Raw genomic sequence first — 26,916 nt, forward strand, 5'->3', positions numbered from 1 at the left:
CTGCTTATTCTTCGCTGGTGTGCACTTTGCGGTGCAGGATCGCCTGGAATTCGTCGGCGAAGGTGTAATAGCGGCCCAGCAGGGTTTCGCTGCGGGCAGCAAAACGGTTGTAGGCGATAACGGCCGGGATGGCGGCGAACAGACCGATCGCAGTAGCAACCAGTGCTTCGGCGATACCTGGAGCCACAGTGGCCAGGGTCGCTTGCTGGGCGGTCGCCAGACCACGGAAGGAGTTCATGATGCCCCAGACTGTACCGAACAGACCGATGTACGGGCTGACGGAACCGACGGTGGCGAGGAACGGCAGGCTCTGCTCGAGCTTCTCTTCCTCACGGGAGATGGCTACGCGCATGGCACGCGCCACGCCTTCCATGACCGCTTCCGGATCAACGCCCGACTGCTGGCGCAGACGGGAGAATTCCTTGAAGCCGGCACGGAAGATCTGCTCGACGCCGGAATCCGGATCAGGGTTGCTGCCGGCCTGACGGTAGAGTTTGGACAGGTCGATACCGGACCAGAAGCGCTCTTCAAAGCTCTCCAGGGCACGTCGACCGGCGCGCAGCAAGTTGCTGCGCTGAAAGATCATGATCCACGAGGTCACCGATGCGGCTACCAGGATCAGCATTACCAGTTGCACCACGACACTGGCATTGCTGACCAGGCTCCACATGGAGGAATGGTCGACGACGTTAGCTTCCACGCTTTATCTCCTGCTTTAAGTGTGTACCCGCGCCGCTCACGTCGGCAAAGGCCGCACGTAGAGCTTCGGGAATGGCCCGGGGTTTCAAACTGTTAGTGCGCACACAGGCCACCAGAAACTGCCCTTCGCAGAGCAGCACGTTATCCGTAGCCCGCCTGACCTGCTGTTTGAAGCGCAGGCTGACCCGGTTCAATTCAATTACTTCGGCGCTTACCAGCAGCTCGTCGTCCAGTCGCGCCGGCGCGTGGTAACGCGCTTCGCTGGAATGCACGACGAACAACAGGTCCTCCCCTGCCAGCGCCGACTGGGCAAAGCCCAGCTCCCGGAGCCGCTCGGTTCGAGCCCGTTCCATAAACTTGAGGTAATTGACGTAATACACGATGCCGCCCGCATCGGTGTCCTCGTAATAAACGCGACAACGATGTGCGAACGGCTCAAGCCCGTTTTGCGCGCGCATACTCTAGTGCTTACTCCTCAGGTTGCCAATCCGGCCAGGCAACTGTTTTTCATTGATTCGCGGCTTTCTGGCGAAAGTACCGTCCTGGGACAGCACAAACCCCGAATAAATCAGCGCGCAAAGGTGATTAATCGTCCACGGCATCGAGGAACTCGTCTACCACGGGCATCTCGCCCAATCGTGACGGAATGTTTAAGCCGAAGTGCAAATACGCATGCCGGGTCACTACCCGCCCCCGCGGCGTGCGCATGATATAGCCCTGCTGGATCAGGTACGGCTCCAGCACGTCTTCAATAGTGTGGCGTTCTTCGCTGATCGCAGCGGCCAGACTGTCCACCCCCACCGGCCCACCGTCGAACTTCTCGATCATGGTCAACAGCAGGCGTCGGTCCTGATGGTCGAAGCCACGCTCATCGACATCCAGCAGGTTCAAGGCCAGGTCGGCGATCGGTTTGGTGATGTGGCCCTTGGCACGAACCTCGGCGAAATCCCGGACCCGGCGCAACAAGCGGTTGGCGATTCGCGGTGTGCCACGGGCACGCCGGGCGATTTCAAAGGCGCCTTCCGGATCCAGCGGCAAACCGAGAATGTTCGCCGAACGGCTGACAATCGTTGCCAGGTCGGCGGTGCTGTAGAACTCCAGGCGCTGGACGATCCCGAAACGGTCGCGCAACGGGTTGGTCAACATACCGGCACGGGTGGTGGCGCCAACCAGGGTAAACGGTGGCAGATCGAGCTTGATCGAACGCGCGGCCGGCCCTTCGCCGATCATGATGTCGAGCTGGAAATCTTCCATCGCCGGGTACAGCACTTCTTCGACGATCGGCGACAACCGATGGATCTCGTCGATGAACAGCACGTCATGGGGCTCAAGGTTGGTCAGCAATGCAGCCAGATCACCAGGACGCTCGAGGACCGGCCCCGAGGTACTTTTGATCGACACGCCCATTTCCTGGGCAATGATGTTGGCCAGGGTGGTTTTACCCAGGCCCGGCGGGCCGAAAATCAGGGTGTGATCCAGCGATTCATTGCGCCCGCGCGCGGCCTGGATGAACAACTCCATTTGCTCGCGAACGGTCGGCTGGCCAATGTATTCGGCCAGGCTGACGGGACGAATCGCGCGGTCCTGGACTTCTTCGCGCTCACGGGGGCCACCCGTAGCGGCGATCAGACGATCAGCTTCAATCACTTAGATCATTCCCTTCAGGGCACGACGAATCATGTCTTCACTGCTCAAACCCTTCTCCTTGATCGCGGAAATCGCCTTGCTGGCTTCCTGCGGCTTGTAGCCCAGGGAAATCAGCGCGCTGACCGCGTCATTTTCGGCGGCAGCGACTTGTTGCGCTGGCGCATCCGGCTGGTTCGGCACCAACGCAAACATGCTCGGTACGGTTTCCCAGGCCTTGAAGCGATCCTTGAGTTCCACCAGCAAACGCTCGGCAGTCTTCTTGCCCACCCCCGGCACCTTGGTCAGCGCCGAGGTGTCCTGGGACTGCACGCAACGGATCAACTCGTCGACTTCCAGGCTCGACATCAGGGCCAGCGCCAGTTTCGGCCCTACCCCATTGAGACGGATCAGTTCGCGAAAAAAGTCTCGCTCACGCTTGCCGAAGAAGCCATAGAGTAACTGCGCGTCTTCGCGTACGACCAAATGGGTGTGCAAGGTCAGCGGTTCACCGACCGACGGCAAGCGATAAAGCGTGGTCATGGGCACTTCCAGCTCATACCCCAGACCGTTTACATCCAGAATCAGGTGCGGCGGCTGTTTCTCAGCCAAAGTGCCGCGCAAGCGTCCAATCACGTTTCAGATCCTTGAGCGTTGGCCAGATCAGTGCTGGCGACTGACAGAACAAGGGTTTTGCACCGACAACACAGGCGCAAAACCCTCATCCCACAAAAAATGATTGCTGATGCTATCAGAGACGCAGGCGCCCGCCACGACTGCGTGCCGCGCCCAGGCCATGAGGCAACAGGCTGGAACGGGTGTGAGCGTGGCAAATCGCGATGGCCAGGGCATCCGAGGCATCGATTTGCGGCTTGCTGGTCAGTTTCAGCATGTGCATGACCATCATTTGCACTTGTTCTTTATTGGCGGCGCCGGTGCCGACCACGGCCTGCTTGACCTGGGTTGCGGTGTACTCGGCAATTTCCAGGCTCTCTTCGGCGCCGGCGACAATCGCCGCGCCACGGGCCTGCCCCAGTTTCAGCGCGGAGTCGGCATTGCGCGCCATGAACACCTTCTCGATGCCCATGGTGACCGGGCCATAAGTCTGAATGATTTCACGCACGCCGCGATAGACGATCTGCAGACGCTCATGCAACTCGCCAGCACCGGTGCGGATACAGCCCGATGCCACGTAAACACAACCACGGCCAGTATCGCGAACAATGCCGTAACCGGTGATACGCGAGCCGGGGTCGATACCAAGAATTAAAGTCATAACGCCTGCGAAGCTAGTGCGAATATCTGAGAGTAACCGTAGGAGCTGCCGAAGGCTCGGGCCGCGTTCGGACGATCTTTAAAATAAATAGCTGAAAATCAAAAGATCGCAGGCTTCGCCAGCGCCTGCAGGGCTGATGAAGGCTGCGATCTTTATAAAGGCATCAACCGAGCTGTGCGGCCACCGCCTCTGGAATGTCCGCGTTGGAATACACGTTCTGCACGTCATCCAGGTCTTCGAGCATGTCGATCAGCTTGAGAACCTTCTCGGCGCCTTCCAGATCCAGTTCGGCACTGGTGGTCGGCAACATGACGATTTCCGCATCGCTGCCCTTGAAGCCTGCGGCCTCCAAGGCGTTGCGCACGGAATAGAAACCAGCGAACGAGGTGAACACGTCGATGGAGCCGTCCTCGTTGGTCACCACGTCATCGGCGTCGGCTTCCATGGCTGCTTCCATCAGCGCGTCTTCATCAACCCCCGGCGCGAAGGAAATCTGCCCTTTGCGTTCGAACAGATAAGCCACCGAGCCGTCGGTACCGAGGTTACCGCCGCACTTGCTGAACGCATGGCGAACAGCGGCTGCGGTACGGTTGCGGTTGTCGGTCATGCATTCGACCATCACCGCCACGCCACCCGGGCCATAGCCTTCGTAGGTCAGCTCGACCATGTCATCGGTATCGGCAGCGCCGGCACCACGGGCCACCGCGCGGTCGATGATGTCACGGCTCATGTTCGCACCCAGCGCTTTATCCAGCGCCAGACGCAGACGCGGGTTGGAGCCCGGATCAGCGCCGCCCTGACGGGCAGCGACCGTCAGCTCACGAATCCACTTGGTGAAAATCTTGCCCTTCTTGGCATCCTGACGTTCTTTGCGGTGCTTGATGTTCGCCCACTTGGAATGACCCGCCATAACTCGCTCCGAATTTCTCTTTGAAACATCGCCCGCCACACAGGGAGTGTCGGCCAGCAACAAAAAAATCTCGACCTAAAGAAAAGGCGCATCCCACAGGATGCGCCTTTGCGGTCAGCCTTACTCTGCCTTTGGCGTTTCGCGCAGACGAATGTGCAGTTCACGCAACGCCTTGGCATCTACCACGCCCGGAGCCTGCGTCATCACGTCGGCAGCACTCTGGGTTTTCGGGAAGGCAATCACTTCACGGATCGACTGGGCGCCGGTCATCAGCATCACCAGACGGTCCAGACCGAAGGCCAGACCACCGTGCGGCGGCGCGCCGTATTTCAGGGCGTCGAGCAGGAAGCCGAATTTCTCTTCCTGTTCCGCTTCGTTGATACCCAACAGACGGAACACCGACTGTTGCATTTCCTTGCGGTGGATACGGATCGAACCGCCACCCAGCTCGGTGCCGTTCAGGACCATGTCGTAGGCACGGGACAAAGCGCCAGCCGGGTTGGCTTCCAGCTCTTCAGGAGTGCACTTCGGCGCGGTGAACGGGTGGTGCAAGGCGCTGAAGCTGCCGTCGTCGTTCTCTTCGAACATCGGGAAGTCGACGACCCACATTGGCGCCCACTTGCAGGTCAGCAGCTCGAGGTCATGACCCAGCTTGATCCGCAGCGCGCCCAGGGCTTCGCTGACGATCTTGGCTTTGTCGGCGCCAAAGAACACGATGTCACCATCGACCGCACCCACGCGATCGAGGATCACGTTCAGGTTGGCTTCCGGGATGTTTTTCACGATCGGCGACTGCAGACCTTCAACACCGGCAGCACGCTCGTTAACCTTGATGTACGCCAGGCCCTTGGCACCGTAGATGCCGACGAACTTGGTGTAATCGTCGATCTGCTTGCGCGGCATGCTCGCCCCGCCTGGAACGCGCAAGGCGGCGATACGGCATTTCGGGTCATTGGCCGGGCCACTGAATACCTTGAAATCGACTTCCTTGAGCTGATCGGCAACATCCACCAGTTCCAGCGGGTTACGCAGGTCTGGCTTGTCGGAACCGTAGCGGCGCATGGCCTCTTCGAAGGTCATGTGCGGGAATTCGCCGAATTCCAGACCCAGCACTTCCTTGAACAGGTTGCGGATCATGCCTTCGGTCAGGCCCATGATGTCTTTTTCATCGAGGAAGCTGGTCTCGATGTCGATCTGAGTGAATTCCGGCTGGCGATCAGCCCGCAGGTCTTCGTCGCGGAAGCACTTGGCGATCTGGTAGTAACGGTCGAAGCCGGCCACCATCAACAGCTGCTTGAACAGCTGAGGCGATTGCGGCAAGGCGAAGAACGAACCGGCGTGAGTACGGCTCGGCACCAGATAGTCACGCGCGCCTTCCGGCGTTGCACGGGTCAGGATCGGCGTCTCGACGTCGAGGAAACCGTTCTCGTCCAGATAGCGGCGGATGCTGGTAGTCATGCGCGAACGCAGACGCAGCTTCTCGGCCATTTCAGGGCGACGCAGATCAAGGAAGCGATAACGCAGGCGGGTTTCTTCGCCAACGTCGGAGAACTCGTTCAACGGGAACGGCGGGGTTTCCGATTCGTTCAGCACTTCCAGCTCGTAGCCCAGGACCTCGATCATGCCCGACGCCATGTTGGCGTTGGTTGCACCGGCCGGACGCAGGCGAACCTTGCCGGTGATCTTCACGACGTACTCGCTGCGCACGCGATCGGCGGCGGCGAAGCTCTCTGCACGGTCCGGATCGAACACCACCTGGGCCAGACCGTCACGATCACGGATATCGAGGAAAATCACCCCGCCATGGTCACGGCGACGGTGAACCCATCCGCAAAGGGTAATTTCCTGGCCTTCCAGGCTTTCGTTCAGTTGGCCGCAATAATGGCTGCGCATCATGGTAGTGGTTTCACTTCTCGTAATTCGAAATTCGGGTGGAGGTCTTGCCGCACCACCGCACTTGAATAAGGTGCCAGATGATGCAAGAGCTCGCGCGTGTCGTTCAACCCGGGCGCTAGACCCTAGTCAGCTTTGTCGCCACCGGCCAGATTTTTCTTGGAACCGGTCTTGAAGTCGGTTTCGTACCAGCCGGTGCCACTGAGGCGGAAACCGGGCATGGACAGCATCTTTTTAAGCTCTGGCGCCTGGCAGGCAGGGCAGTCGACCAGCGGTGCTGCGCTGATCTTTTGAATGGCTTCCAACTGATGACCACAGGAAGCACATTGGTAATCGTACATCGGCATGGGGGTTGTCTCGGCGATCAGATTGCTACCGCGCATGCAGGGCTTTGCGGCAAAGAGCGGGATTATATCCATTAAATGCAGCCTGTGCAGCCGTAAGACTGCACAGACCGACACTCGACTCATTCAGCTGCTCTCGCTAAGCCATGACGGGGCAACCGCCCTCCTTCAGGCTGTGCACGACGCAGACAACCCGCACCAGTCCCGTGAAGTTCTTCACCCCGCCATGGCGCAAGTGCACCTCGCGATCCACATGGGACAACAGCGCACTGACCGAGCAGCAATTGACCTTGGCCATGTCGCCCAAAATATCCCAATAGACCTGTTCAAGCCGCAAACAGGTCGCAAAACCATTCAAACGCACCGACCGGGATAAGGGCTGGGCCAGCCCCATATCGAATTCGCCGACAAGTGAATCAATCCTTATATCCTTGAGTGGACCGATCCTCCCCTCGCCTTGTCTATCTTCATGAACCATACCGTTGACACTCCTTTGTCATCCTTGCTGCTTGTAAAGGCCATATTCCGTTTCCTTATAAAAGCGCAGGCGCTACGGTATATCCAGATGACTTTATGACCATCAATGTAGGATAAGCCAACAACGAAGGGGCGATCATGGAGCTCGTCCTAGGCCGGACGATTTCCTACGAAAACTGACGCAACATCACTCAACGAAAAGGCGAAAGATCCGAGAAACACAGCGCACGAATAACACTCGGCAGCGTCATCCGCGCGCCATGCCAATGGAAGCGCCGTCGGACCGCCTGATTTGAGTAGCCGCAGGCTTTGCTGTTAAATAGGCAGTGTGTCGCTACCACCTATTTTCCGGGGGCTGCGCATAGGCTGATATCAGGTACGTGCCCAACGCCTCTTATTGTTCTGAAGCGAACCGTGCTCTATCAGCTCTTCCTTGTGATCCGTCTTAACGTGAGTTAATCAAAATGTTGAAAATCGTCCACCTGCTAATGGGCGCAGCAGCCCTGCTGCTGTCCTTCATCCCTAGCCTGCGATCCGAAGCGGTACCTTACCTGCAACAACCCGATGCGCTTTACCTGGCCTTTTTCGGCCTGCTCAACCTCACCCTTGCGCCTGTTATCCCTTACTGGAACAAAGGCCCGCGTCATCAATTGCAAAACCTGGTCAGCGCCTTGCTGGTTCTGGCTGTCGTACTGCAAACCCTGACGCTGATCGCCCCGATGCCTGTCATCGCCGGTCAACCTGCCGTTCTGTTCAGCCTGGTCGCTGCCCTGATCGCCGTATTCCTGCACCTGGCCATCAGCTTCTACAAATCTTCACCGGCCGCCGCCGCGCCAAGCTATGACATGAGCAACCGCGATACTGGCACCGTCAAATGGTTCAACACCTCCAAAGGCTTCGGCTTTATTTCCCGCGACTCCGGCGATGATATTTTCGTGCATTTCCGGGCGATTCGCGGTGAAGGCCACCGCGTTCTGGTGGAAGGCCAGCGCGTGGAGTTCTCTGTCATGAATCGTGACAAAGGCCTGCAAGCTGAAGACGTGATCGCCGCACTGCCGCGCCGCTGATTCAAGGCTAAAAAAAACCGCGAACAGTTCAGACTGTTCGCGGTTTTTTTATGCCCAGCATTTCAGTAATGCGGCGGTGGCGCCTCTTCTTCGAAGGATTCGAACTGGCCGACCATTTCCTCCTGCCGCTTGAGCATCGCTGTCATTTGCAGCTGCAGACGCTCGACCACCCGCTGCTGCGCCACCAGCACATCATTCAATGCCTGGATGGTGTCATCCTGAAACGCCAGCCGGCTTTCCAGATCGGTAACGCGGTCGTCCAGGCTCATGATTCAGCCCTCCAGAAACTTGAAATCGTCGGTCAATACCAGACGCAGTCGCTCGCGAATCATCGCGATCTGCTCTGAACTGTATGGCTTGGCCTCCTGTTTGCCCCAGATCGGGGCTGGCCAGGCGGCGTCCTCACGCTTGCGCACAATCACATGCATGTGCAACTGATTGACGACGTTACCCAAGGCCGCGACGTTCAACTTGTCCGCGTCGAAAGAGTCCTTGAGGATTTCCGCCAGCTCAGTCGTTTCTCGCCACAGCTGCTGTTGATCTGCGCCATCCAGCTGAAATATTTCACTGATATCCTCGCGGCGTGGCACGAGGATGAACCAGGGGTAATTCGAATCATTGGACAGCAGTAACCGGCAGAGCGGGAAATCGCCGATTGGCAACGTGTCTTGTTGAAGTCGTGGATCTAAAGCAAACACAGCGCACACTCCCCTCTGGTCATCTTTTTTCAGCTTAGCGCCCCCACCGAAAGACGGCGTACCAAGCGACAGGACGGCAGCATACCTGCGAACGCCACACGCTTCACGACGAACTGCCGCCAGCACCGTCCTGCGGGCGCTCCGTGATGCGCCATTTTGATTCGGGACGCACCATGACAGAACCGGCCGCCAGGGAAAAAACACCGAAATACCCCATAAACAACGCACTGTTCGCCCCCACGGCAAAGCCACCATGTGTGAATTCAGTACAGGAATAAAATTTTTTGCACCAAAACCGCACAACACGTCTACGCTCAGTGCGTCAGCATCCGCCAATTACTCACTGGCGGGGTGAACCGGTAACGTTTTTGGTTGTCACCCCCGCAGCTTCGATGTGGTAACCACGATGCAAAGCATGGCGTCAAGCCTAAGAAAACGAGCTTGAACCCCCGGTTTTATGAGGTTTTTACAGCAACAGGCAGGCTTTCTGAAAAAAACAGCAACAGAATTCTGGTTTGTGCACGCTTGTTGCATTAACACCCGTATCGTCTATAAGCGCTCCGCTGGAAGTGGAAGCCTGAAGACCAATAAAAACAGTGGCAGGGTTGCCCGATGGAGATTCAAGTGCAGGACCAGGGACTCTTTTTTACCGATGCTCAAGCCCTGGAAAACAGCGCTGAAGTTGTCAGTCCGATTGTGTCGGGATTGTGAATTTGCGACATTGATCAAGCCATTTGCGACAGGGTCGTAAAGAAGCTGAAAGGTTAGATGCGCAAGTATCGCCAATAGGGTCGGCGTGATATAAGTTTGCGCCGACACAAAAAGAAAGAGCCGCCCAGATAATAAATCAGGTGGGACGGCAGTACTCTTCTAAAAACCAAAGGAGCAAATCACGATGCGCGTGATGAAGTGGAGCATGATCGCACTGGCAGTTGCAGCAGCAGCCAGTACACAGTTGGCAGTAGCCGCACCTTTCGTAAGCGACCAGGCAGAAGCCAAAGGTTTTGTTGAAGACAGCAAGCTCGACTTGCTGGTTCGCAACTACTACTACAACCGTAACAAGAAAGACGGCGCAACCGACGACAAAGACTGGACCCAGGGCATCCAGGGCATGTACAGCTCGGGCTACACCCAAGGTCTGATCGGTGTTGGCGTTGAAGCTTGGGGTCAACTGGCCATTAAGCTGGACGGTTCCGACAAATATGGTGGTACCGGCAACATGCCCGTGGGCAATGATGGCGAGGTCGAAAACAACCAGGGCAAAGCCGGCGCTGCCGCCAAGTTCCGCATCTCCAAGACTGAGCTGAAAATCGGCGACATGCAGCCAAGCACCTCTCCGGTGTTCGCTGTTGGCGGCTCCCGTATCCTTCACCAAACTGCCAGCGGTATCCAACTGCAGAGCAGCGAAGTCAAAGACCTTGACCTCGAAGCCGGTCACTTCTACTCGGCAACCAGCCAGGACAGCAACGCCCGTAACGGCGACCTGTGGGCTACTTACGCTGGCGTGAAAGCCAACTCCATCGACTACTTCGGCGGCAAGTACGGCATTACCCCAGATCTGAGCGTTTCGCTCTACGGTGCCAAGCTCGAAGACGTCTGGAACCAGTACTACGCCAACGCGAACTACACCCTCGCACTGGGTGGCGACAACTCGATCAACTTCGACGGTAACATCTACAACACCAAGGACACCGGTAACGCTAAAGCAGGCGACATCAGCAACACCGCCTACTCGCTGGCCGCTGCTTACTCGTTCCTGAAAGCGCACACCGTCACCCTGGGCTTCCAGAAAGTGAACGGCGATACCCCGTTCGACTACATCGGTGTGGGTAAAAACAACCGTGGTGGCGACTCGATCTTCCTCGCCAACTCCATCCAGTACTCTGACTTCAACGCCCCTGGCGAGAAATCGGTACAAGTCCGTTATGACCTGAAAATGGCCGAATACGGCGTACCTGGCCTGAGCTTCATGACCCGTTACGTGAAAGGTTGGGACATCGATGGTACCGGTCTTGCTGCTAACAGCACATACCGCGACAGTAACGGCAACCCGCTTTACGGTGCAGACGGTAAACACCACGAAACCAACGTGGAAGTTAAATACGTAATTCAGTCCGGCCCAGCTAAAGATCTGTCGTTCCGCATCCGTCAAGCATGGCACACCGCCAACGCAGACGAAGGCGAAGGCGATATCTCTGAGTTCCGCCTGATCACCGACTACCCGCTCAACATTCTGTAATTGCAGAAAGTTAGTTCGCGGTAATCAAAAAAAGGCCCATCTTCGGATGGGCCTTTTTTATTGGCTACAGCATTGTGTTTAAAGGATCGGGGCTTGCAAAATGCTTGACCAAACGGTCAGACATTAGTTGAAAGACAGATCATTAAACCGTTGCCGATTCCTGCACCACGCGAATAACCCGCTGCGGAAATGGAATATCGATGCCGGCAGTCTTCAAGCGATCACGCGATTGTTCGTTAAACATGAACATCACATTCCAATAGTCAGCGGTTTTCACCCACACGCGCAGGGAAACAGTAATCGAACTGTCGCCCAGTGTGGAAATCACCGCTTCCGGTGCTGGCTCAGTCAACACTCGCGGATCCTTGGCCAGTTCCAGCAATACTTCACGGGCCTTCTGCAAGTCGGCCTCGTAATCCACACCCACATCAAAAACCACTTTGCGGGTCGGCTGACGGTTGGTATTGGTGATGATGCCGTTCGACAGATTACCGTTAGGCACGATGATGGTTTTGTTATCGCCAGTGCGCAGTACGGTGTGGAAAATCTGGATGCTGTCGACAGTACCGGCAACACCTTGGGCTTCGATCCAGTCACCGATACGGAACGGGCGGAACAACAGAATCAGCACGCCGCCGGCGAAATTCGCCAGGCTGCCCTGCAGGGCCAGACCAATGGCCAGGCCGGCCGCACCGATAGCCGCGACGAAGGAGGTGGTTTCCACACCGATCATCGACGCCACGCTGACGATCAGCAGAACCTTGAGGATGATGTTCGCCAGGCTGCTGATGAAGCCTTGCAGCGCCAGGTCGGCGTTGCGCAACGCCAGCAGGCCGCCCAGTTTTTGCGTGACTTTGTTGATCAGCCACCAGCCAACGGCCAGGGTGATCACCGCCAGCAACACGCGGCTGCCGTATTCCATGATCATCGGAATCCAGGCTTGAGACGCCTTGACGAGGTTGTCCACTTCAGCATTCAAATCCATCTTCTTTCTCCTGATTTCCGGCTACCCGGCACGCAAAAAATGAGCGGCAGAAAGACCGACCCCATAAGGCTCGGTCGTTTCTGCCGTTGCTTGGGCCTCGGACGTCGAAATCGCCGAGAGGTTCCCGCTTGAAAGGTCAGTCGCGGAAGTTATTGAACTGCAGCGGCATGTCGAAAGTTTTGGCGCGCAGGGCGGCGATGGCTTCCTGCAGATCGTCACGCTTTTTACCGGTGATACGTACCTGCTCACCCTGAATGGCAGCCTGGACCTTGAGCTTGGCATCTTTGACGTGGGCGACGATTTTCTTCGCCAGCTCTTTGTCGATGCCTTCCTTGAGGACCGCTTCCTGCTTCATCAGCTTGCCCGACGCGTAGGCATCCTTGACTTCAAGGCATTGCACGTCGATCTTGCGCTTGACCAGGGCCAGCTTGAGGATCTCGATCATCGCTTCGAGCTGGAAATCGGCTTCAGCGGTCAGGTTGACGGTCAGGTCTTTTTCCTTGAACTCGAAGCTGCCCTTGCCTTTCAGGTCATAACGACGATCGAGTTCCTTGACGGCGTTCTCGACCGCGTTGGTGACTTCGTGTTTGTCCAGTTCGGATACCACGTCGAACGACGGCATGTAATTTCTCCAATAAAAAGGCGCGCTCGATAACGATGGAGCGCGCTTGGCTTGCGGTTAAAATCGGGCTCATTATAACGGGTCTTTTCCAACCGATACTGCGAGCCTCACATGCCAGCGACAAACCGAGTAAAAAGCTGATGTCTACCCCTTGGCATGTTCTGGGCGCCGGCAGCCTCGGCACGTTGTGGGCCAGCCGTCTGGCTCGGGCTTCAGTGCCGGTCAGGCTGATCGTACGGGACGCGGCGCGCCTGCAGGCCTATCAGGCGGCGGGCGGGCTGACGCTGGTCGAACACGGCGAAGCGCAGCTGTACCCGGTGCCCGGCGAAACAGCCGACAGCGACGGGCCGATCAGCCGTCTGCTGGTGGCCTGTAAAGCCTATGACGCCGTAACCGCCGTGGCCCGGCTCGCCCACCGCCTGACATCCGACGCCGAACTGATCCTGTTGCAAAATGGCCTTGGCAGCCAGGACGCCGTCGCCGCGCAAGTCCCGCATGCCCGCTGCATCTTCGCCTCCAGTACCGAAGGCGCGTTTCGCGATGGCGACTGGCGTGTGGTGTTTGCCGGTCATGGTTACACCTGGTTGGGAGATGCCGGCCATCCGGTGGCACCGTTCTGGCTGGAGGACTTGAGCGACGCCGGCATTCCCCATGAGTGGAGCACCGACATTCTCACAAGGCTGTGGCGCAAGCTGGCGCTCAATTGTGCGATCAACCCGTTGACCGTCCTGCACGAATGCCGCAACGGCGGTTTGCAGCAACATCAGTGCGAAGTGGCCACCCTGTGCGCCGAACTCACCGAACTGCTGGAGCGCTGCGGCCAGCCGGCGGCAGCCGAAAACCTGCGGGAGGAAGTCGAAAGGGTGATCAAGGCAACCGCGACCAATTTCTCCTCGATGTACCAGGATGTCGCCAATCAGCGCCGCACCGAAATCAGCTACCTGTTGGGCCATGCCTGCAAAGTTGCGTCGCGGCATCAGTTGAACCTGCCCCACCTCAATCAATTGCAGCAGCGCTTGATCGCTCATCTGCACAGCCTTGGATTGCCCAGCGACTGAGCAGCGGCTACGCTGGCCACTTGTTCCTTTTCAGCGATGAACCTGATGCCATTGCGCCAGCGCCTTGAAAACCTTCCGGTCGGCCAGAAACTGCTGGCCGCCCTGCTGGTGCTGTTGACCACCGTTTTGCTGGTCGCCAACCTGACCTTTATCAGTGCCGCGTATTACATCTCCCAGGAAAGCATGGCCCCTCAGGCCCTGCAGACCATCGGCCGACTGGTGTCCAACCCGAGCCTGGTGTCCGACGCACTGAAGTCGCCGCAAAACGCCGAACGCCTGCTCAACGAACTCAACAGTTATTCACCACTGCGTGCGGCAGCCCTTTACGACGGCACGGGTACGCGTCTGGCGCAGCTGCAACACGGCGACATGCTGAGCCTGCCAGAGCACTACCGGCACCTCGAAGCCTGGCAAGCCACGGAGTTTCGCAGCAATCAAGTGATCACCCTGCCCCGCCCCGGCACCGCTCCCGGGCATTTGCTGCTGGTGGCCAGCAGCGAATTGCCGATGGCGTTCTACACCGGGACCCTGACCGCCAGCCTCGGGATTCTGATCTTCAGCGTGCTGTTGTGGCTGGTGATCGCCCGGCAGATCAAACGCCTGATTACCCGCCCCATCCATCAGCTCGAAGAGCTGTCCCGGCAAGTCACCCGGGAAGAGAACTACGCCCTGCGCGCCTCTCGCGGCAACCACGATGAAATCGGCAGCCTCGCCGAAGCGTTCAACACCATGCTCTCGCGCATCGAGGCCCGGGAGCAGCAGCTCAAGCGTGCCCGCGACGATTCCCAGGCGGCTTACGACCAGGCCCAGGGGCTGGCCGAAGAAACCCGTCACACCAACCGCAAGCTGGAACTGGAAGTTCAGGTGCGGAGCAAGATCGAGAAAAAACTTACTGGTTTCCAGAACTACCTCAACAGCATCATCGACTCCATGCCATCGGCACTGATCGCCCTCGACGAGCAGCTTTACGTGACCCAGTGGAATCAGGAGGCCAGCGCACTGTCCGGCACGCGCCTGGACGAAGCCTTGAACCAGCCGATCTTTCTCGCCTTCAAACCCCTCAAGCCATTCCTGCCGCAGCTCAAGCAAACCGTCGAGCAGCATACGGTGGCCAAGATCGAACGCGTTACCTGGCCCAAGGACGACGAACCCCGGCATTACGCCCTGACGTTCTACCCGTTGATGGGCGGTGCCGGACGTGGCGTGGTCATCCGGATCGACGATATCACCCAGCGTCTGTCCCTGGAAGAAATGATGGTGCAGTCGGAAAAAATGCTCTCGGTCGGCGGCCTCGCCGCCGGTATGGCCCATGAGATCAACAACCCGCTGGGCGCGATCCTGCACAACGTGCAGAACATTCGTCGACGTCTTTCCCCCGACCTGCCGAAGAACCTCGAACAGGCCGAGCAAATGGGCATCGAACTGGAAACGGTCAATAAGTACCTGAAAGCGCGTGAAGTACCGCAGCTACTCGACGGCATTCAGCAGGCTGGTGCCCGGGCGGCGAAGATCGTGACCCACATGCTCAGCTTCAGCCGCCGCAGCACTCGGCAAATGGCGCCATGCGACCTGCCGGCACTGATCGATCAAGCGGTGGAAATCGCCGGCAACGACTTCGACCTGGCTATTGGCTTCGACTTCAAGGGCCAGGCGATCATTCGCCAGTTCGATCCGGCGCTGGGTCCGGTACCCGGCACCGCCAACGAACTGGAGCAGGTGCTGCTCAACCTGCTGAAAAACGCCGCGCAAGCCATTCACCAGCGGACAGACGACCGCGAACCGGGGCGGATCATTCTGCGCACAAAACTGAATCCGCCGTGGGCGGAAATCCAGGTCGAGGACAACGGCATCGGCATGAGCGAAAGCGTGCGCAAACGCACGTTCGAGCCGTTCTTCACCACCAAGGAAATCGGTCAGGGCACCGGCCTTGGGCTCTCGGTTTCGTATTTCATCATCACCAACAACCACAAGGGCCAGATGGAAGTGCAATCGACGCCGGGCCAAGGCACTTGCTTCACCTTGCGCCTGCCTTTGTCGGGCACTGCGGTGAACTCTCAAGAACTCAATCAGCTGTCGAGGTAACCATGGGCTTTCGTTTGTCGAAGATTTACACCCGCACCGGCGACAAAGGCGAAACCGGACTTGGCGACGGTCGCCGGGTGCCTAAGGACCATCCACGAATCGAGGCCATTGGCGAAGTCGATACACTGAACAGCCAGGTGGGCGTACTGTTGGCCGGGTTGGCGGCGCAAAGTGGCGAGTTTCCCGGGCTTGGCGAAGTGATCGAGGTATTGGCGCCCTGCCAGCATCGGTTGTTCGACCTCGGTGGCGAACTGGCGATGCCGGTGTATCAGGCACTGAACACGGCAGAAATCGAACGGCTGGAAGCGGCCATTGATGTGTGGAATGAAGAGCTGGGGCCGCTGGAGAATTTCATTCTGCCCGGCGGTTCGGCGCTGATTGCCCAGGCCCACGTGTGCCGCTGCCTTGCGCGCAGTGCCGAACGCCGCTGTCAGCAGTTGAATGCGATCGAACCGTTGGCCGGGGTGGGCCTGGCGTATATCAATCGCTTGTCGGATTTGTTGTTTGTCGCGGCACGGTTGATTGCCAAACGCCAGGGGATTGCCGAGATCTTGTGGCAGCCTGCGGCGAAACCTTCAAACTGATCGTTCCCACGCGAGCGTGGGAACGATCAGGTGCTAGGCCTCAGGCCAGAATGCCCGAATCCCCGCCACACCCTGCGCGCCCGCTTCCCAGGCTTTCTGCCGCTCTACCGGGCCAACCCCACCCAACAAGAACACCGGTTTGCTGAAGCCTTCGATCAAAGTCGACGCCAGCTCCCAACCCAGCGGCTGAGCATCCGGGTGCGTCTGGGTCGGCTGCACCGGCGACAGGGTCACAAAGTCCACGCCCATCTGCTCGGCCAACGCCAGTTCTTCAGCGTTGTGGCAGGACGCCGCCAACCAGCGCGACGCCGGTAGCGGTCGGCCGGCCGCCGCGTATTTGCGCAACTGCGCTGCCGTGATGTGCCAACCGGCGGACGGGAAGTCCCCCAGCCATTCAAACGGCCCCTTGATCATCAACTGCGCCTTGCCGGCACACAGCCCTGCTGCGTCCACCGCCAGATCGCGGTATTGCGGGTCATAGCCGTTGGGCGCACGCAACTGAATCAGCTTGATGCCGCCAGCGATGGCTTTCTGGATACCGCGCAGCAAGGCCGGGGTTTCCAGACCGTCCGGGGTGATCAGGTATTCGCCGGGCAAGCGTGCTGCCGCGACGATCGGCTGGTTGGCGGCCGGAAACTCGTAGTCCAGCAGTTCCCGCGCAGTCACCCAAGCCAAAGGCTGACCTTCGGCACCATGGGGTTCGCCGGTAAACGCCGAGACTTCCCAGACATCCAGCAACACCTGCTTGTCCGGGTAGTCGTGGCGAACCTTGATCAACGGTCGCGCGGTATTGACCACGATGCCCAACTCTTCGTGAAGCTCGCGGGCCAGGGCGGTTTCGACGGATTCGTCATCCTCGACCTTGCCACCGGGGAACTCCCACAAGCCGCCCTGATGCTGGGTGTCGGCACGCCGGGCGATGAGGATCTTGCCGTTGCTATCGCGGATAACCGCCGCGGCCACGTGTACTCGTTTCACTGCCCCACCTCCTCCAGACCCGCCTTCTGCCAGGCCTTGAAAGCTGGCCATTGGTAGAGGGTTTCGACATAGGCTGCGTCGACCTCGGGCAGCTTCACTTGATAGGTGCGCAGGCGGACGGCGATCGGTGCGAAAAACGCATCGGCCAGGGTCGCGCCACCGAACAGGAACGGGCCGGCTTCAGTCGCGGCCGCACGACATTCAGCCCACAACGCCAGCATGCGCTCAATCTCGGCCTGAACGTCAGGCGGAGTCGGCAACAACGGCGCATTGTGGCTCAGGTCGAACGGCATGTTGCCGCGCATGGCGAAGAAACCGCTGTGCATCTGCGCGCAGGCCGAACGCGCCTGGGCACGGGCGGCGGTGTCTTTGGGCCAGAGGCCGGCATCGGGGAATTGCTCGGCCAGGTACTCGGCAATCGCCAGCGAATCGGCGATGGTGCCATGTTCGCTTTTCAGCAGCGGGACTTTCCCGGTCGGCGAATGCTTGAGCACGCGCGCGCGGGTGTCCGGCTGGTTCAGCTTGATCAGTTCTTCTGTGTAGGACGCGCCGGTCAGGTCGAGGGCCAGCGCGGCGCGCAGGGACCAGGAAGAATACAGTTTGTCGCCGATGATCAGGTGGAGGCTCATGTTCGGGCGCCTTTTGGTAAGAGTACAAGCCAGAATCTTTAGCGTCTGGTGGTCCGTCTTCGCGGGCAAGTCGCAGCGGTGCGGCGATCCGACTTGCCCGCGAAAGCGATCTGTCTTACGTACGGTACTCGGCGTTGATCTTCACGTATTCGTGGGACAGGTCGGTGGTCCAGATGGTTTCGCTGCAATCGCCGCGACCCAGCTCGATGCGGATGGTGATTTCTTCCTGCTGCATCACCGCCGCGCCCTGGGCTTCGGTGTAGGTGGCAGAACGCGCGCCACGGCTGGCGATGCACACCTCGCCAAGGAATACGTCGATCTTGCTCACATCCAGGTTCGGTACACCGGCACGGCCCACGGCGGCCAGGATGCGGCCCCAGTTCGGATCGGAGGCGAACAGCGCAGTCTTGATCAGCGGCGAGTGGGCCACGGTGTAACCGACATCCAGGCATTCCTGGTGATTGCCGCCGCCGTTGACTTCAACGGTGACGAACTTGGTCGCGCCTTCGCCGTCGCGCACGATGGCCTGGGCCACGTCCATGCACACTTCGAATACCGCTTGTTTCAACTTGGCGAACAGCTCGCCTTCGGCACGGGTGATTTCCGGCAGTGCGGCCTTGCCGGTGGCAATCAGCATGCAGCAGTCGTTGGTCGAGGTGTCGCCGTCGATGGTGATGCGGTTGAACGACTTGTTGGCACCGTCCAGCAGCAGGTTTTGCAGCACTTCGCGGGAGACTTTGGCGTCGGTAGCGATATAGCCGAGCATAGTCGCCATGTTCGGGCGAATCATGCCCGCGCCTTTGCTGATGCCGGTGACGGTGATGGTCACGCCGTCATGCTGGAACTGACGGCTGGCGCCCTTGGGCAGGGTGTCGGTGGTCATGATGCCGGTGGCGGCAGCTTCCCAGTTATTTTCCGACAAGTCATCGAGGGCGGCTTGCAACGCGCCTTCGATTTTCTCGACCGGCAGCGGTTCGCCGATCACGCCGGTGGAATACGGCAGCACCAGGCTCGCATCAACGCCGGTCAGCTCGGCCAGCTTGGCGCAGGTGCGCTCGGCGGCGGCCAGGCCTGGTTCGCCAGTGCCGGCGTTGGCATTGCCGGTGTTGGTCAGCAGGTAACGTACCGGGCCTTGCACGCGTTGCTTGGCCAGGATCACCGGAGCGGCGCAAAAGGCGTTCAGGGTGAACACGCCCGCCACTGTGGAACCTTCGGCACAGCGCATGACCACGACATCCTTGCGCCCCGGGCGCTTGATACCGGCCGAGGCGATACCGAGTTCAAAACCGGCAACCGGGTGCAACGTTGGCAAAGGACCAAGACCAACAGCCATGAATGCGCTCCTTAAAAAATGTTGTCTGCACCGTCATTGCGATAGACGGTGGTTTGAATGGCAAAACGCCGCGACGGCATAAGCCGGTCGCGGCGCGGGTATTTCAGCGTTTGAAACGGGGTTTACTGGATCTGCCCGTGGCAATGCTTGAACTTCTTGCCCGAACCGCAGTAGCACAGCTCGTTGCGGCCCAGTTTCTGCTCGTTGCGTACCGGTGCGGTGGCGAGAGCTACATCGATCTCTTCACCCAACACTTCCGGTTGCTCCAGGCCAGGCGCTTCGTCGTGCTGGAACTGCATGCGTGCAGCCAGTGCTTCGGCTTCCTGACGCAGGCGTTGCTCTTCTTCGGCCGGATCTTCGCGGCGAACCTGAACGTGCGACAGCACACGGATCGAGTCGCGCTTGATCGAATCCAGCAACTCGGAGAACAAGGTGAAGGACTCGCGCTTGTACTCTTGCTTCGGGTTCTTCTGTGCATAACCACGCAAGTGGATGCCGTGACGCAGGTGATCCATGGTCGACAGGTGGTCTTTCCACAGGTCGTCGAGCACGCGCAGTACGATTTGCTTCTCGAAGGAGCGCAGTGCTTCGGCACCGGCCTGGTCTTCTTTCTCGTTGTACGCGGCGATCAGTTCGTTCAGCAGCTTCTCGCGCAGGGTTTCTTCATACAGGTGGTCGTCTTCGTCGAGCCATTGCTGGATCGGCAGCGCCACACCGAAGTCGCTCTGCAACGCCGCTTCCAGACCGGACACGTCCCACTGCTCAGGCAGCGATTGTGGCGGAATGTGTGCGCTGACGGTTGCGTTGAGCACGTCCTGACGAAAATCGGCAATGGTTTCGCCGATGTTGTCGGCGGCCAACAAACTGTTACGCATGTGATAGATCACTTTACGTTGTTCGTTGTTGACGTCGTCGAACTCGAGCAGTTGCTTACGGATGTCGAAGTTGCGACCTTCAACCTTGCGCTGAGCCTTCTCGATGGCGTTGGTCACCATGCGGTGCTCGATCGCTTCACCGGACTGCATGCCCAGCGCCTTCATGAAGTTCTTCACCCGGTCAGAGGCGAAGATGCGCATCAGGCTGTCTTCCAGCGACAGGTAGAAACGGCTGGAACCGGCGTCGCCCTGACGACCGGCACGACCACGCAACTGGTTGTCGATACGGCGCGATTCGTGACGCTCGGAAGCGATCACCTGCAAGCCGCCCGACTCCAGCACTTGCTGGTGACGTTTCTGCCAGTCGGCCTTGATCTGGGCAATCTGCTCAGGGGTCGGGTCTTCCAGCGAAGCCACTTCCACTTCCCAGTTGCCGCCCAACAGGATGTCGGTACCACGACCGGCCATGTTGGTTGCGATGGTCAGTGCGCCCGGACGACCGGCCTGAGCGATGATTTCGGCTTCTTTTTCATGGAACTTGGCGTTCAGAACCTTGTGTTCGATGCCTTCCTTCTGAAGCAGGCCGGACATGTGCTCGGACGTTTCGATGGTGGCGGTACCCACCAGCACCGGACGGCCCTGAGCCATGCACTCCTTGATGTCGCCGATGATCGCCGCGTATTTCTCTTCGGCGGTCAGGAACACCAGGTCGTTGTAGTCTTTACGCGCCAACGGCTTGTTCGGCGGGATGACCATGACCTGCAGGCCATAGATCTGATGGAATTCGAACGCTTCGGTGTCCGCGGTACCGGTCATGCCGGACAGCTTGCTGTACAGACGGAAGTAGTTCTGGAACGTGGTCGACGCCAGGGTCTGGCTCTCGGCCTGGATGTTCAGGTTTTCCTTGGCCTCGATGGCCTGGTGCAGACCTTCGGACAAACGGCGACCCGGCATGGTACGGCCGGTGTGTTCGTCGACCAGCACCACTTGACCGTCCTGCACGATGTACTCGACGTTGCGATGGAACAGCTTGTGCGCACGCAGGCCGGCATAAACGTGAGTCAGCAGGCCCAGGTTATGCGCCGAATACAGGCTCTCGCCTTCAGCCAGCAGGCCGACGCGGGTGAGCATTTCTTCGATGAACTGGTGACCGGCTTCGTTGAGTTCGACCTGACGGGTCTTCTCGTCGATGGTGTAATGGCCGGCCTTGGTGACTTCGCCTTCGACTTCCTCGATGTGCAATTCAAGCTGCGGGATCAGTTTGTTGATCTCGATGTACAGCTTGGAGCTGTCCTCGGCCTGACCGGAGATGATCAGCGGGGTACGGGCTTCGTCGATGAGGATGGAGTCGACTTCGTCGATCACGGCAAAATTGAGTTCGCGCTGGAATTTTTCTTCCATGCTGAACGCCATGTTGTCGCGCAGGTAATCGAAACCGAATTCGTTGTTGGTGCCGTAGGTGATGTCGGCGGCGTAAGCGGCGCGCTTCTCTTCCGGCGGCTGGAATGGCGTGACCACACCGACCGTCATGCCGAGGAATTCGTAGAGCGGACGCATCCAGTTGGCGTCACGACGGGCCAGGTAGTCGTTCACCGTCACAACGTGCACGCCCTTGCCGGACAGCGCGTTGAGGTAAACGCCCAGTGTTGCCACCAGGGTCTTGCCTTCACCGGTACGCATTTCCGCGATCATGCCTTCATGCAAGGTCATGCCGCCGATCAGCTGGACATCGAAGTGGCGCATACCCATGACGCGCTTACCGGCTTCGCGGGCGACCGCAAAGGCTTCTGGCAGCAGCTTGTCGAGGGTTTCCCCTTTGGCGAGGCGGGCCTTGAACTCGTTGGTCTTGGCACGCAATTGATCGTCCGAAAGGGCCACCATTTGCTCTTCGAAGGCATTGACGAGCTGCACCGTCTTGAGCATGCGTTTGACTTCACGCTCGTTCTTGCTTCCAAAAAGTTTCTTTAACAAAGGCGCAAACATATCGGCAGGATCTTCCACACTAAAGGGATGGAGGGCGGCCCCGTGAGTCGCCCGTGCAGCCCTCATGGCCGCATGCGAACGAGCATTCTACCCGGAAACGATGGTGAGGAAAGTGGCGTTATTCCACGATGCATGCACTGCGCTGTGACGGGGCTCACTTAAAATAAGGGCTTTTTGCTGAACTTCAACCCATTGAGGGTACAAGTTACTCGTTGATTTAATGGGTAAAGCGCTCGTAAAGCAATGGGTCAGGACCAGCGGGTGCTTTCTGTTACCATGGCCATTCTGTTACTTCAGGTGTTCGATCATGGCATTTCGCCCTCTCACGGCCAGAGCACCCGCCGTTCTGCTTCGCGAAGCCAAACCGCTGAAAGCCATCTTTGGCCACGCTCAACGCCTGGGTCATTTGCAACGTCTGGTGGAAAGCCAGCTGCAACCGGCCGCCCGCGAGCATTGCCATGTGGCGTCGTGGCGCGAAGGCAGTTTATTGCTGATTGTCACCGACGGTCACTGGGCCACCCGCCTGCGTTATCAACAAAAGCGTCTGCAACGCCAGTTACAGCTGTTCGACGAGTTCGCCAGCCTGACGCGGATCCTGTTCAAGGTGCAGCCACCGACCGTTCAGCAAGGAGCGGCTGGGCATACCATGGATTTGTCGACGGATGCGGCGGCGACCATTCAGGCGACGGCTGACGGGATTACCGACCCGAATCTAAGGGCGGCGCTGGAGCGCCTTGCGGCGCACGCTAAACCCAAGGTTTAAAAGCAAAGATTAAAGGATCGCAGCCTTCGGCAGCTCCTACGCGCCTGTGGGGCGCTGCCGAAGGCTGCGATCTTTTGATTTTCAGCGGCGTTTGCTACCACCGAGCAATGACCCCATCAACCCGCGTACCAGTTGTCGGCCCAATTGATTGGCCGCCTGTCGCATCGCCGATTTGAGCGCCTGGCCTGCCGCCGTACCGAGGAATTCCCCGGCCTGTTCGGTGAAACTCGGCTCTTCGGGTGCAGGTTTGCCCGGCGCGGTTTCAGGCTCCGGCGCCAACCCCTTGCGCCCCATCAGCACTTCATAGGCCGATTCGCGATCGACCGGTTTGTCATATCGCCCTTTAAACGGCGAACCGGCAATCAGCACCGTGCGTTCAGTCTCGGTCAGCGGCCCGATCCGCGATTGCGGCGGTGCGACCAGTACACGCTGGACCATCTCCGGCGTGCCCTTGTCCTGCAAGGTGCCGACCAACGCCTCGCCGATGCCCAGCTCAGTCAACACCGACAAGGCGTCGAACGCCGGGTTCGGCCGGAAACCCTCGGCCACTGCACGCAGGGATTTCTGCTCTTTGGCGGTGAACGCGCGCAAGCCATGCTGGACACGCAGGCCCAACTGAGCCAGCACATCATCCGGCAAGTCCCCCGGCGATTGGGTGACGAAATACACGCCCACGCCTTTCGAACGGATCAGCCGCACCACTTGTTCCAGACGATCCTGCAACGCCTTGGGCGTACCGGCGAACAACAAGTGCGCCTCGTCGAAAAACAGCGCCAGCAGCGGTTTATCGGCATCGCCGCGTTCCGGCAGTTGCTCGAACAATTCAGCCAGCAACCACAACAGGAACGTCGCGTAGACCTTCGGCGCTTCGTGCACCAGACGGCTGGCGTCGAGCAAATGGATGCGCCCGCGACCGTCCATCGCCGGCTGCAAAATATCTTCCAGTTGCAGTGCCGGTTCACCGAACAACGCCTCGGCGCCCTGCTGCTCCAGCGTTGCCAAACGGCGCAACAGTGCCTGACTGGAACCGGTGGTCATCAGTGCCGCGTCATCGCCCAGTAATACGGGGTTATCACGCAGGTGATTGAGCAGCGCCTTCAAATCTTTCAAATCCAGCAGCAACAGCCCTTCGCGGTCGGCCACCTTGAAGGCGGCATAAAGTGCCGATTGCTGACTGTCGGTCAGCTCCAGCAGGCTGCCGAGCAGCAACGGCCCCATTTCGCTCAAGGTGGTGCGCAATGGATGACCGGACTGACCGTGAATATCCCATAGGGTTACCGGATACGCCTGAGGCTTATGGTTCAGCCAGGGCATGCCGGCGATCCGCTCCGCGACCTTGCCTTGAGGGTTACCCGCGGCGCCCAACCCGCACAAGTCGCCTTTGATGTCCGCCGCGAACACCGCCACGCCGGCATCGCTGAACGCTTCGGCCAGGCGCTGCAACGTAACGGTTTTACCGGTCCCGGTAGCGCCCGCTACCAAACCGTGACGGTTCGCCAGGCGCATGGCCTGGGCGATTGGCTGGCCCGCGAGGTCAGCGCCGATAACGAGTTGCGATGAGTCAGGCATTTTGTCACCCATGGTTAATCTTTGATCCTTCATGGCCGATAACAACCGAGAGACCAGACTGAAAATAGCGTCGGTAATTCCCTAAGGAGAGACGGAAATATCAGCTTACTTTCAACACTGCCCATTTTGCGCGCCTTTATAAAAGCACGCCCTGGACATTAAGACTTTAGCGGACCCCCAAGCCATGAATAAAAATCTGCGCTTCAGCCATAAGATACTGCTTGCCGCCGCCCTGATCGTTATCGCCGCCTTCGCCTCCTTCACGCTGTACAACGACTATTTGCAGCGCAATGCGATTCGTGAAGATCTGGATAACTATCTCACCGAGATGGGAGACGTCACCGCCAACAACATCCAGAGTTGGCTGGCCGGTCGTATCCTGCTGGTAGAGAACCTCGCTCAAAACATTGCCATCAACCCCGAACAATCCAACGTCGTCAGTCTGCTTGAACAAAATGCTTTGGCATCGACCTTCATGGCCAGGTACCTGGGTGATGCCAGCGGCAACTTCATCAACCGCCCGGACTCCAAGATGCCGGACGGCTACGATCCCAGAGTTCGCCCTTGGTACAAAGGCGCGGAAAACAGCAACGGCTCGACGCTGACCGAACCTTATATAGATGCGGCGACCGGTCAAACCATCATCTCCATTGCCACCGCTTCGAAAAAATCGGGGAAAAGCGTGGGGGTGGTAGGCGGTGACTTGAGCCTGCAAACCCTGATCGACACCTTGATCGCGCGTGATTTCGGCGGCATGGGCTATGCCTTTCTGGTCAGCGCCGACGGCAAGATCCTGGTTCATCCGGACAAAGCCATGGTGATGAAGTCCCTGAGCGAGGCGTACCCGAAAAATACCCCACGCATTAGCAGCAACTTCACTGAAGTGGACGTCGACGGCAAAACCCGCATCGTCTCTTTCACCCCGATCAAAGGCTTGCCGTCGGTCAATTGGTACATCGGCCTGTCGGTGGACAAGGACAAAGCCTTCTCCATGCTCAGCGAATTCCGCACCTCGGCGATCATCGCGACCCTGATTGCCGTGGCCATCATCATCGGCTTGCTGGGCATGCTGATCCGCCTGCTGATCCAGCCGCTGCACGTGATGACCCGCGCCATGGAAGACATCGCCGACGGCGAAGGCGACCTGACCAAACGCCTGACCATCCAGAGTCAGGACGAATTCGGCATCCTCGGCACGGCATTCAACCGTTTCGTTGAACGGATCCATACATCGATCCGCGAAGTGTCCTCGGCCACCGGCCAAGTCAACGAAGTGGCCTTGCGGGTAGTGGCAGCCTCGAACTCGTCGATGTTCAACTCCGACCAACAAGCCTCGCGCACCAGCAGCGTGGCCGCGGCCATCAACCAGCTCGGCGCCGCTGCTCAGGAAATCGCCCGTAACGCCGCCCAGGCATCGAATCAGGCCAGCGATGCCCGCAGCCTGGCCGAAGACGGCCAGCAAGTGGTGGATCGCAGCATTGCCGCGATGAATCAGCTGTCGAGCATGCTCAGCGCTTCGAGCACCAACATCGAATCGCTGAACAGCAAAACCGTGAACATCGGGCAGATTCTCGAAGTGATCACCAGCATTTCCCAGCAAACCAACCTGCTGGCGCTCAACGCCGCCATCGAAGCGGCGCGGGCCGGTGAAGCCGGGCGCGGTTTTGCCGTGGTGGCCGACGAGGTGCGCAACCTGGCGCACCGCACGCAGGAATCGGCGCAACAGGTGCAGACCATGATCGAGGAGCTGCAAGTCGGCGCCCGCGAATCCGTCAGCACCATGAGCGACAGCCAGCGCCACAGCCAGGACAGCGTGGAAATCGCCAACCTGGCGGGCGAGCGCCTGAACAGCGTGACGTTGCGCATCGGCGAAATCGACGGCATGAACCAGTCGGTGGCCACGGCGACCGAGGAACAGACGGCGGTGGTGGAGTCGATCAACGTGGACATCACCGAGATCAACACGCTGAATCAGGAAGGCGTGGAAAACCTGCAATCGACCCTGCGGGCGTGCTCGGACCTTGAGCAACAGGCCTCGCGCTTGAAGCAATTGGTAGGCAGTTTCCGTATCTAGCGTCTGAACTGGCCTCTTCACGGGCAAGCCTCGCTCCTACACAGGTACATGTGAACCTGTAGAAGCGAGGCTTGTCCGCAAAGGCGTCCATCCAGCCCCCACAAATCCCGCTGCATCCCCCCACCGCAAAACCCAACCGAACATCTATCCTTCAT

General features: G+C 58.9%; 25 protein-coding genes and 1 pseudogene. 8 read left to right on the forward strand and 18 right to left on the reverse strand.

Annotated features, from left to right (window positions below; all coding sequences use genetic code 11):
- Positions 1-4: 4 nt before the first annotated feature.
- The 9 genes from tolQ to AC1D2Q_RS12955 form a co-directional block, all read right to left on the reverse strand.
- Positions 5-700 (reverse strand): protein TolQ, encoded by a 696-nt coding sequence (gene tolQ / locus AC1D2Q_RS12915; RefSeq protein WP_018926498.1) that lies wholly within the window; start codon positions 698-700, stop codon positions 5-7.
- Entirely contained in the window at positions 690-1,157 is a 468-nt protein-coding gene (ybgC, locus tag AC1D2Q_RS12920; protein ID WP_477813419.1) for a tol-pal system-associated acyl-CoA thioesterase, read from the reverse strand. The genes tolQ and ybgC overlap by 11 nt, the downstream gene beginning before the upstream one ends.
- A gap of 127 nt (positions 1,158-1,284) precedes the next feature.
- Complete coding sequence (gene ruvB, locus AC1D2Q_RS12925; RefSeq protein WP_018926499.1) at positions 1,285-2,346, reverse strand: Holliday junction branch migration DNA helicase RuvB; 1,062 nt, start codon at positions 2,344-2,346, stop codon at positions 1,285-1,287.
- Positions 2,347-2,958, reverse strand: a complete 612-nt coding sequence (ruvA, locus tag AC1D2Q_RS12930; RefSeq protein ID WP_007933256.1) for a Holliday junction branch migration protein RuvA — start codon at positions 2,956-2,958, stop codon at positions 2,347-2,349. It lies immediately after the preceding gene.
- A gap of 115 nt (positions 2,959-3,073) precedes the next feature.
- Positions 3,074-3,598 carry a crossover junction endodeoxyribonuclease RuvC gene (ruvC, locus tag AC1D2Q_RS12935; RefSeq protein ID WP_018926500.1) on the reverse strand — a complete coding sequence of 175 codons (525 nt, stop codon included), beginning with the start codon at positions 3,596-3,598 and terminating at the stop codon, positions 3,074-3,076.
- A 163-nt stretch (positions 3,599-3,761) separates the two neighbouring features.
- A complete protein-coding gene (locus tag AC1D2Q_RS12940) occupies positions 3,762-4,508 on the reverse strand; it encodes a YebC/PmpR family DNA-binding transcriptional regulator (RefSeq protein WP_018926501.1) in 747 nt (248 codons plus the stop codon).
- 120 nt (positions 4,509-4,628) lie between these two features.
- On the reverse strand, positions 4,629-6,404 hold the full coding sequence (aspS, locus tag AC1D2Q_RS12945) for an aspartate--tRNA ligase (protein WP_018926502.1): 1,776 nt from the start codon (positions 6,402-6,404) through the stop codon (positions 4,629-4,631).
- A 122-nt stretch (positions 6,405-6,526) separates the two neighbouring features.
- The gene (locus AC1D2Q_RS12950) at positions 6,527-6,748 is read right to left on the reverse strand and encodes an FmdB family zinc ribbon protein (protein WP_010457489.1); all 222 of its coding nucleotides are present in this window, start codon (positions 6,746-6,748) and stop codon (positions 6,527-6,529) included.
- A 136-nt stretch (positions 6,749-6,884) separates the two neighbouring features.
- The gene (locus AC1D2Q_RS12955; protein ID WP_477813420.1) at positions 6,885-7,223 is read right to left on the reverse strand and encodes a ribbon-helix-helix domain-containing protein; all 339 of its coding nucleotides are present in this window, start codon (positions 7,221-7,223) and stop codon (positions 6,885-6,887) included.
- Positions 7,224-7,686: 463 nt separating this feature from the next.
- Here AC1D2Q_RS12955 and AC1D2Q_RS12960 point away from each other — a divergent pair, with 463 nt between their 5' ends.
- Positions 7,687-8,289 (forward strand): cold-shock protein, encoded by a 603-nt coding sequence (locus tag AC1D2Q_RS12960; RefSeq protein ID WP_019651434.1) that lies wholly within the window; start codon positions 7,687-7,689, stop codon positions 8,287-8,289.
- Between the two features lie 62 nt (positions 8,290-8,351).
- On the opposite strand, the gene AC1D2Q_RS12965 is transcribed toward AC1D2Q_RS12960, so the two are convergent.
- On the reverse strand, positions 8,352-8,558 hold the full coding sequence (locus tag AC1D2Q_RS12965; protein WP_477813421.1) for a SlyX family protein: 207 nt from the start codon (positions 8,556-8,558) through the stop codon (positions 8,352-8,354).
- A gap of 3 nt (positions 8,559-8,561) precedes the next feature.
- Positions 8,562-8,987: an HIT family protein gene (locus tag AC1D2Q_RS12970; RefSeq protein WP_477813487.1), complete on the reverse strand. Its 426-nt coding sequence runs from the start codon at positions 8,985-8,987 to the stop codon at positions 8,562-8,564.
- Positions 8,988-9,882: 895 nt separating this feature from the next.
- On the opposite strand from AC1D2Q_RS12970, the gene AC1D2Q_RS12975 reads away from it, so the two are divergent.
- A complete protein-coding gene (locus AC1D2Q_RS12975) occupies positions 9,883-11,226 on the forward strand; it encodes an OprD family porin (protein ID WP_477813422.1) in 1,344 nt (447 codons plus the stop codon).
- 142 nt (positions 11,227-11,368) lie between these two features.
- Here the strand turns inward: AC1D2Q_RS12975 and AC1D2Q_RS12980 are convergent, their stop codons facing one another.
- Together AC1D2Q_RS12980 and AC1D2Q_RS12985 are read right to left on the reverse strand one after the other, a co-directional pair.
- Complete coding sequence (locus AC1D2Q_RS12980) at positions 11,369-12,211, reverse strand: mechanosensitive ion channel family protein (RefSeq protein ID WP_477813423.1); 843 nt, start codon at positions 12,209-12,211, stop codon at positions 11,369-11,371.
- 136 nt (positions 12,212-12,347) lie between these two features.
- Positions 12,348-12,833, reverse strand: coding sequence for a YajQ family cyclic di-GMP-binding protein (locus tag AC1D2Q_RS12985; RefSeq protein ID WP_018926510.1), 486 nt, complete (start codon positions 12,831-12,833; stop codon positions 12,348-12,350).
- Between the two features lie 140 nt (positions 12,834-12,973).
- Here AC1D2Q_RS12985 and AC1D2Q_RS12990 point away from each other — a divergent pair, with 140 nt between their 5' ends.
- Genes AC1D2Q_RS12990 through AC1D2Q_RS13000 form a run of 3 tightly spaced genes read left to right on the forward strand, consistent with a single transcriptional unit; the run spans position 12,974 to position 16,557 of the window.
- Positions 12,974-13,891 (forward strand): putative 2-dehydropantoate 2-reductase, encoded by a 918-nt coding sequence (locus tag AC1D2Q_RS12990; RefSeq protein WP_477813424.1) that lies wholly within the window; start codon positions 12,974-12,976, stop codon positions 13,889-13,891.
- 45 nt (positions 13,892-13,936) lie between these two features.
- Entirely contained in the window at positions 13,937-15,973 is a 2,037-nt protein-coding gene (locus AC1D2Q_RS12995) for a sensor histidine kinase (protein ID WP_477813425.1), read from the forward strand.
- A 2-nt stretch (positions 15,974-15,975) separates the two neighbouring features.
- Positions 15,976-16,557, forward strand: coding sequence for a cob(I)yrinic acid a,c-diamide adenosyltransferase (locus AC1D2Q_RS13000; RefSeq protein ID WP_477813426.1), 582 nt, complete (start codon positions 15,976-15,978; stop codon positions 16,555-16,557).
- 33 nt (positions 16,558-16,590) lie between these two features.
- Here AC1D2Q_RS13000 and AC1D2Q_RS13005 read toward each other — a convergent pair whose 3' ends face one another.
- The 4 genes from AC1D2Q_RS13005 to secA form a co-directional block, all read right to left on the reverse strand.
- Positions 16,591-17,535, reverse strand: a complete 945-nt coding sequence (locus AC1D2Q_RS13005) for a Nudix family hydrolase (RefSeq protein ID WP_477813427.1) — start codon at positions 17,533-17,535, stop codon at positions 16,591-16,593.
- Positions 17,532-18,164, reverse strand: coding sequence for a glutathione S-transferase family protein (locus AC1D2Q_RS13010; RefSeq protein WP_477813428.1), 633 nt, complete (start codon positions 18,162-18,164; stop codon positions 17,532-17,534). Before AC1D2Q_RS13010 ends, AC1D2Q_RS13005 begins: the two co-directional genes overlap by 4 nt.
- A 115-nt stretch (positions 18,165-18,279) precedes the next feature.
- Positions 18,280-19,497, reverse strand: coding sequence for a bifunctional glutamate N-acetyltransferase/amino-acid acetyltransferase ArgJ (gene argJ, locus AC1D2Q_RS13015; protein ID WP_019581492.1), 1,218 nt, complete (start codon positions 19,495-19,497; stop codon positions 18,280-18,282).
- A gap of 122 nt (positions 19,498-19,619) precedes the next feature.
- Entirely contained in the window at positions 19,620-22,355 is a 2,736-nt protein-coding gene (secA, locus tag AC1D2Q_RS13020; RefSeq protein WP_477813429.1) for a preprotein translocase subunit SecA, read from the reverse strand.
- 307 nt (positions 22,356-22,662) lie between these two features.
- Here secA and AC1D2Q_RS13025 point away from each other — a divergent pair, with 307 nt between their 5' ends.
- Positions 22,663-23,118 carry a DUF721 domain-containing protein gene (locus AC1D2Q_RS13025; RefSeq protein ID WP_258672576.1) on the forward strand — a complete coding sequence of 152 codons (456 nt, stop codon included), beginning with the start codon at positions 22,663-22,665 and terminating at the stop codon, positions 23,116-23,118.
- An 81-nt stretch (positions 23,119-23,199) separates the two neighbouring features.
- Here AC1D2Q_RS13025 and AC1D2Q_RS13030 read toward each other — a convergent pair whose 3' ends face one another.
- Positions 23,200-24,687 (reverse strand): helicase HerA-like domain-containing protein, encoded by a 1,488-nt coding sequence (locus AC1D2Q_RS13030; protein ID WP_026286451.1) that lies wholly within the window; start codon positions 24,685-24,687, stop codon positions 23,200-23,202.
- Between the two features lie 184 nt (positions 24,688-24,871).
- Between AC1D2Q_RS13030 and AC1D2Q_RS13035 the strand changes: the two are divergent.
- Positions 24,872-25,903: pseudogene (locus tag AC1D2Q_RS13035) on the forward strand (HAMP domain-containing protein); the annotation flags it as partial.
- A gap of 93 nt (positions 25,904-25,996) precedes the next feature.
- The gene (locus AC1D2Q_RS13040; protein ID WP_425439644.1) at positions 25,997-26,761 is read left to right on the forward strand and encodes a methyl-accepting chemotaxis protein; all 765 of its coding nucleotides are present in this window, start codon (positions 25,997-25,999) and stop codon (positions 26,759-26,761) included.
- Positions 26,762-26,916: the final 155 nt, after the last annotated feature.

The sequence above is a fragment of the Pseudomonas sp. P1_A1 genome (assembly GCF_056406935.1).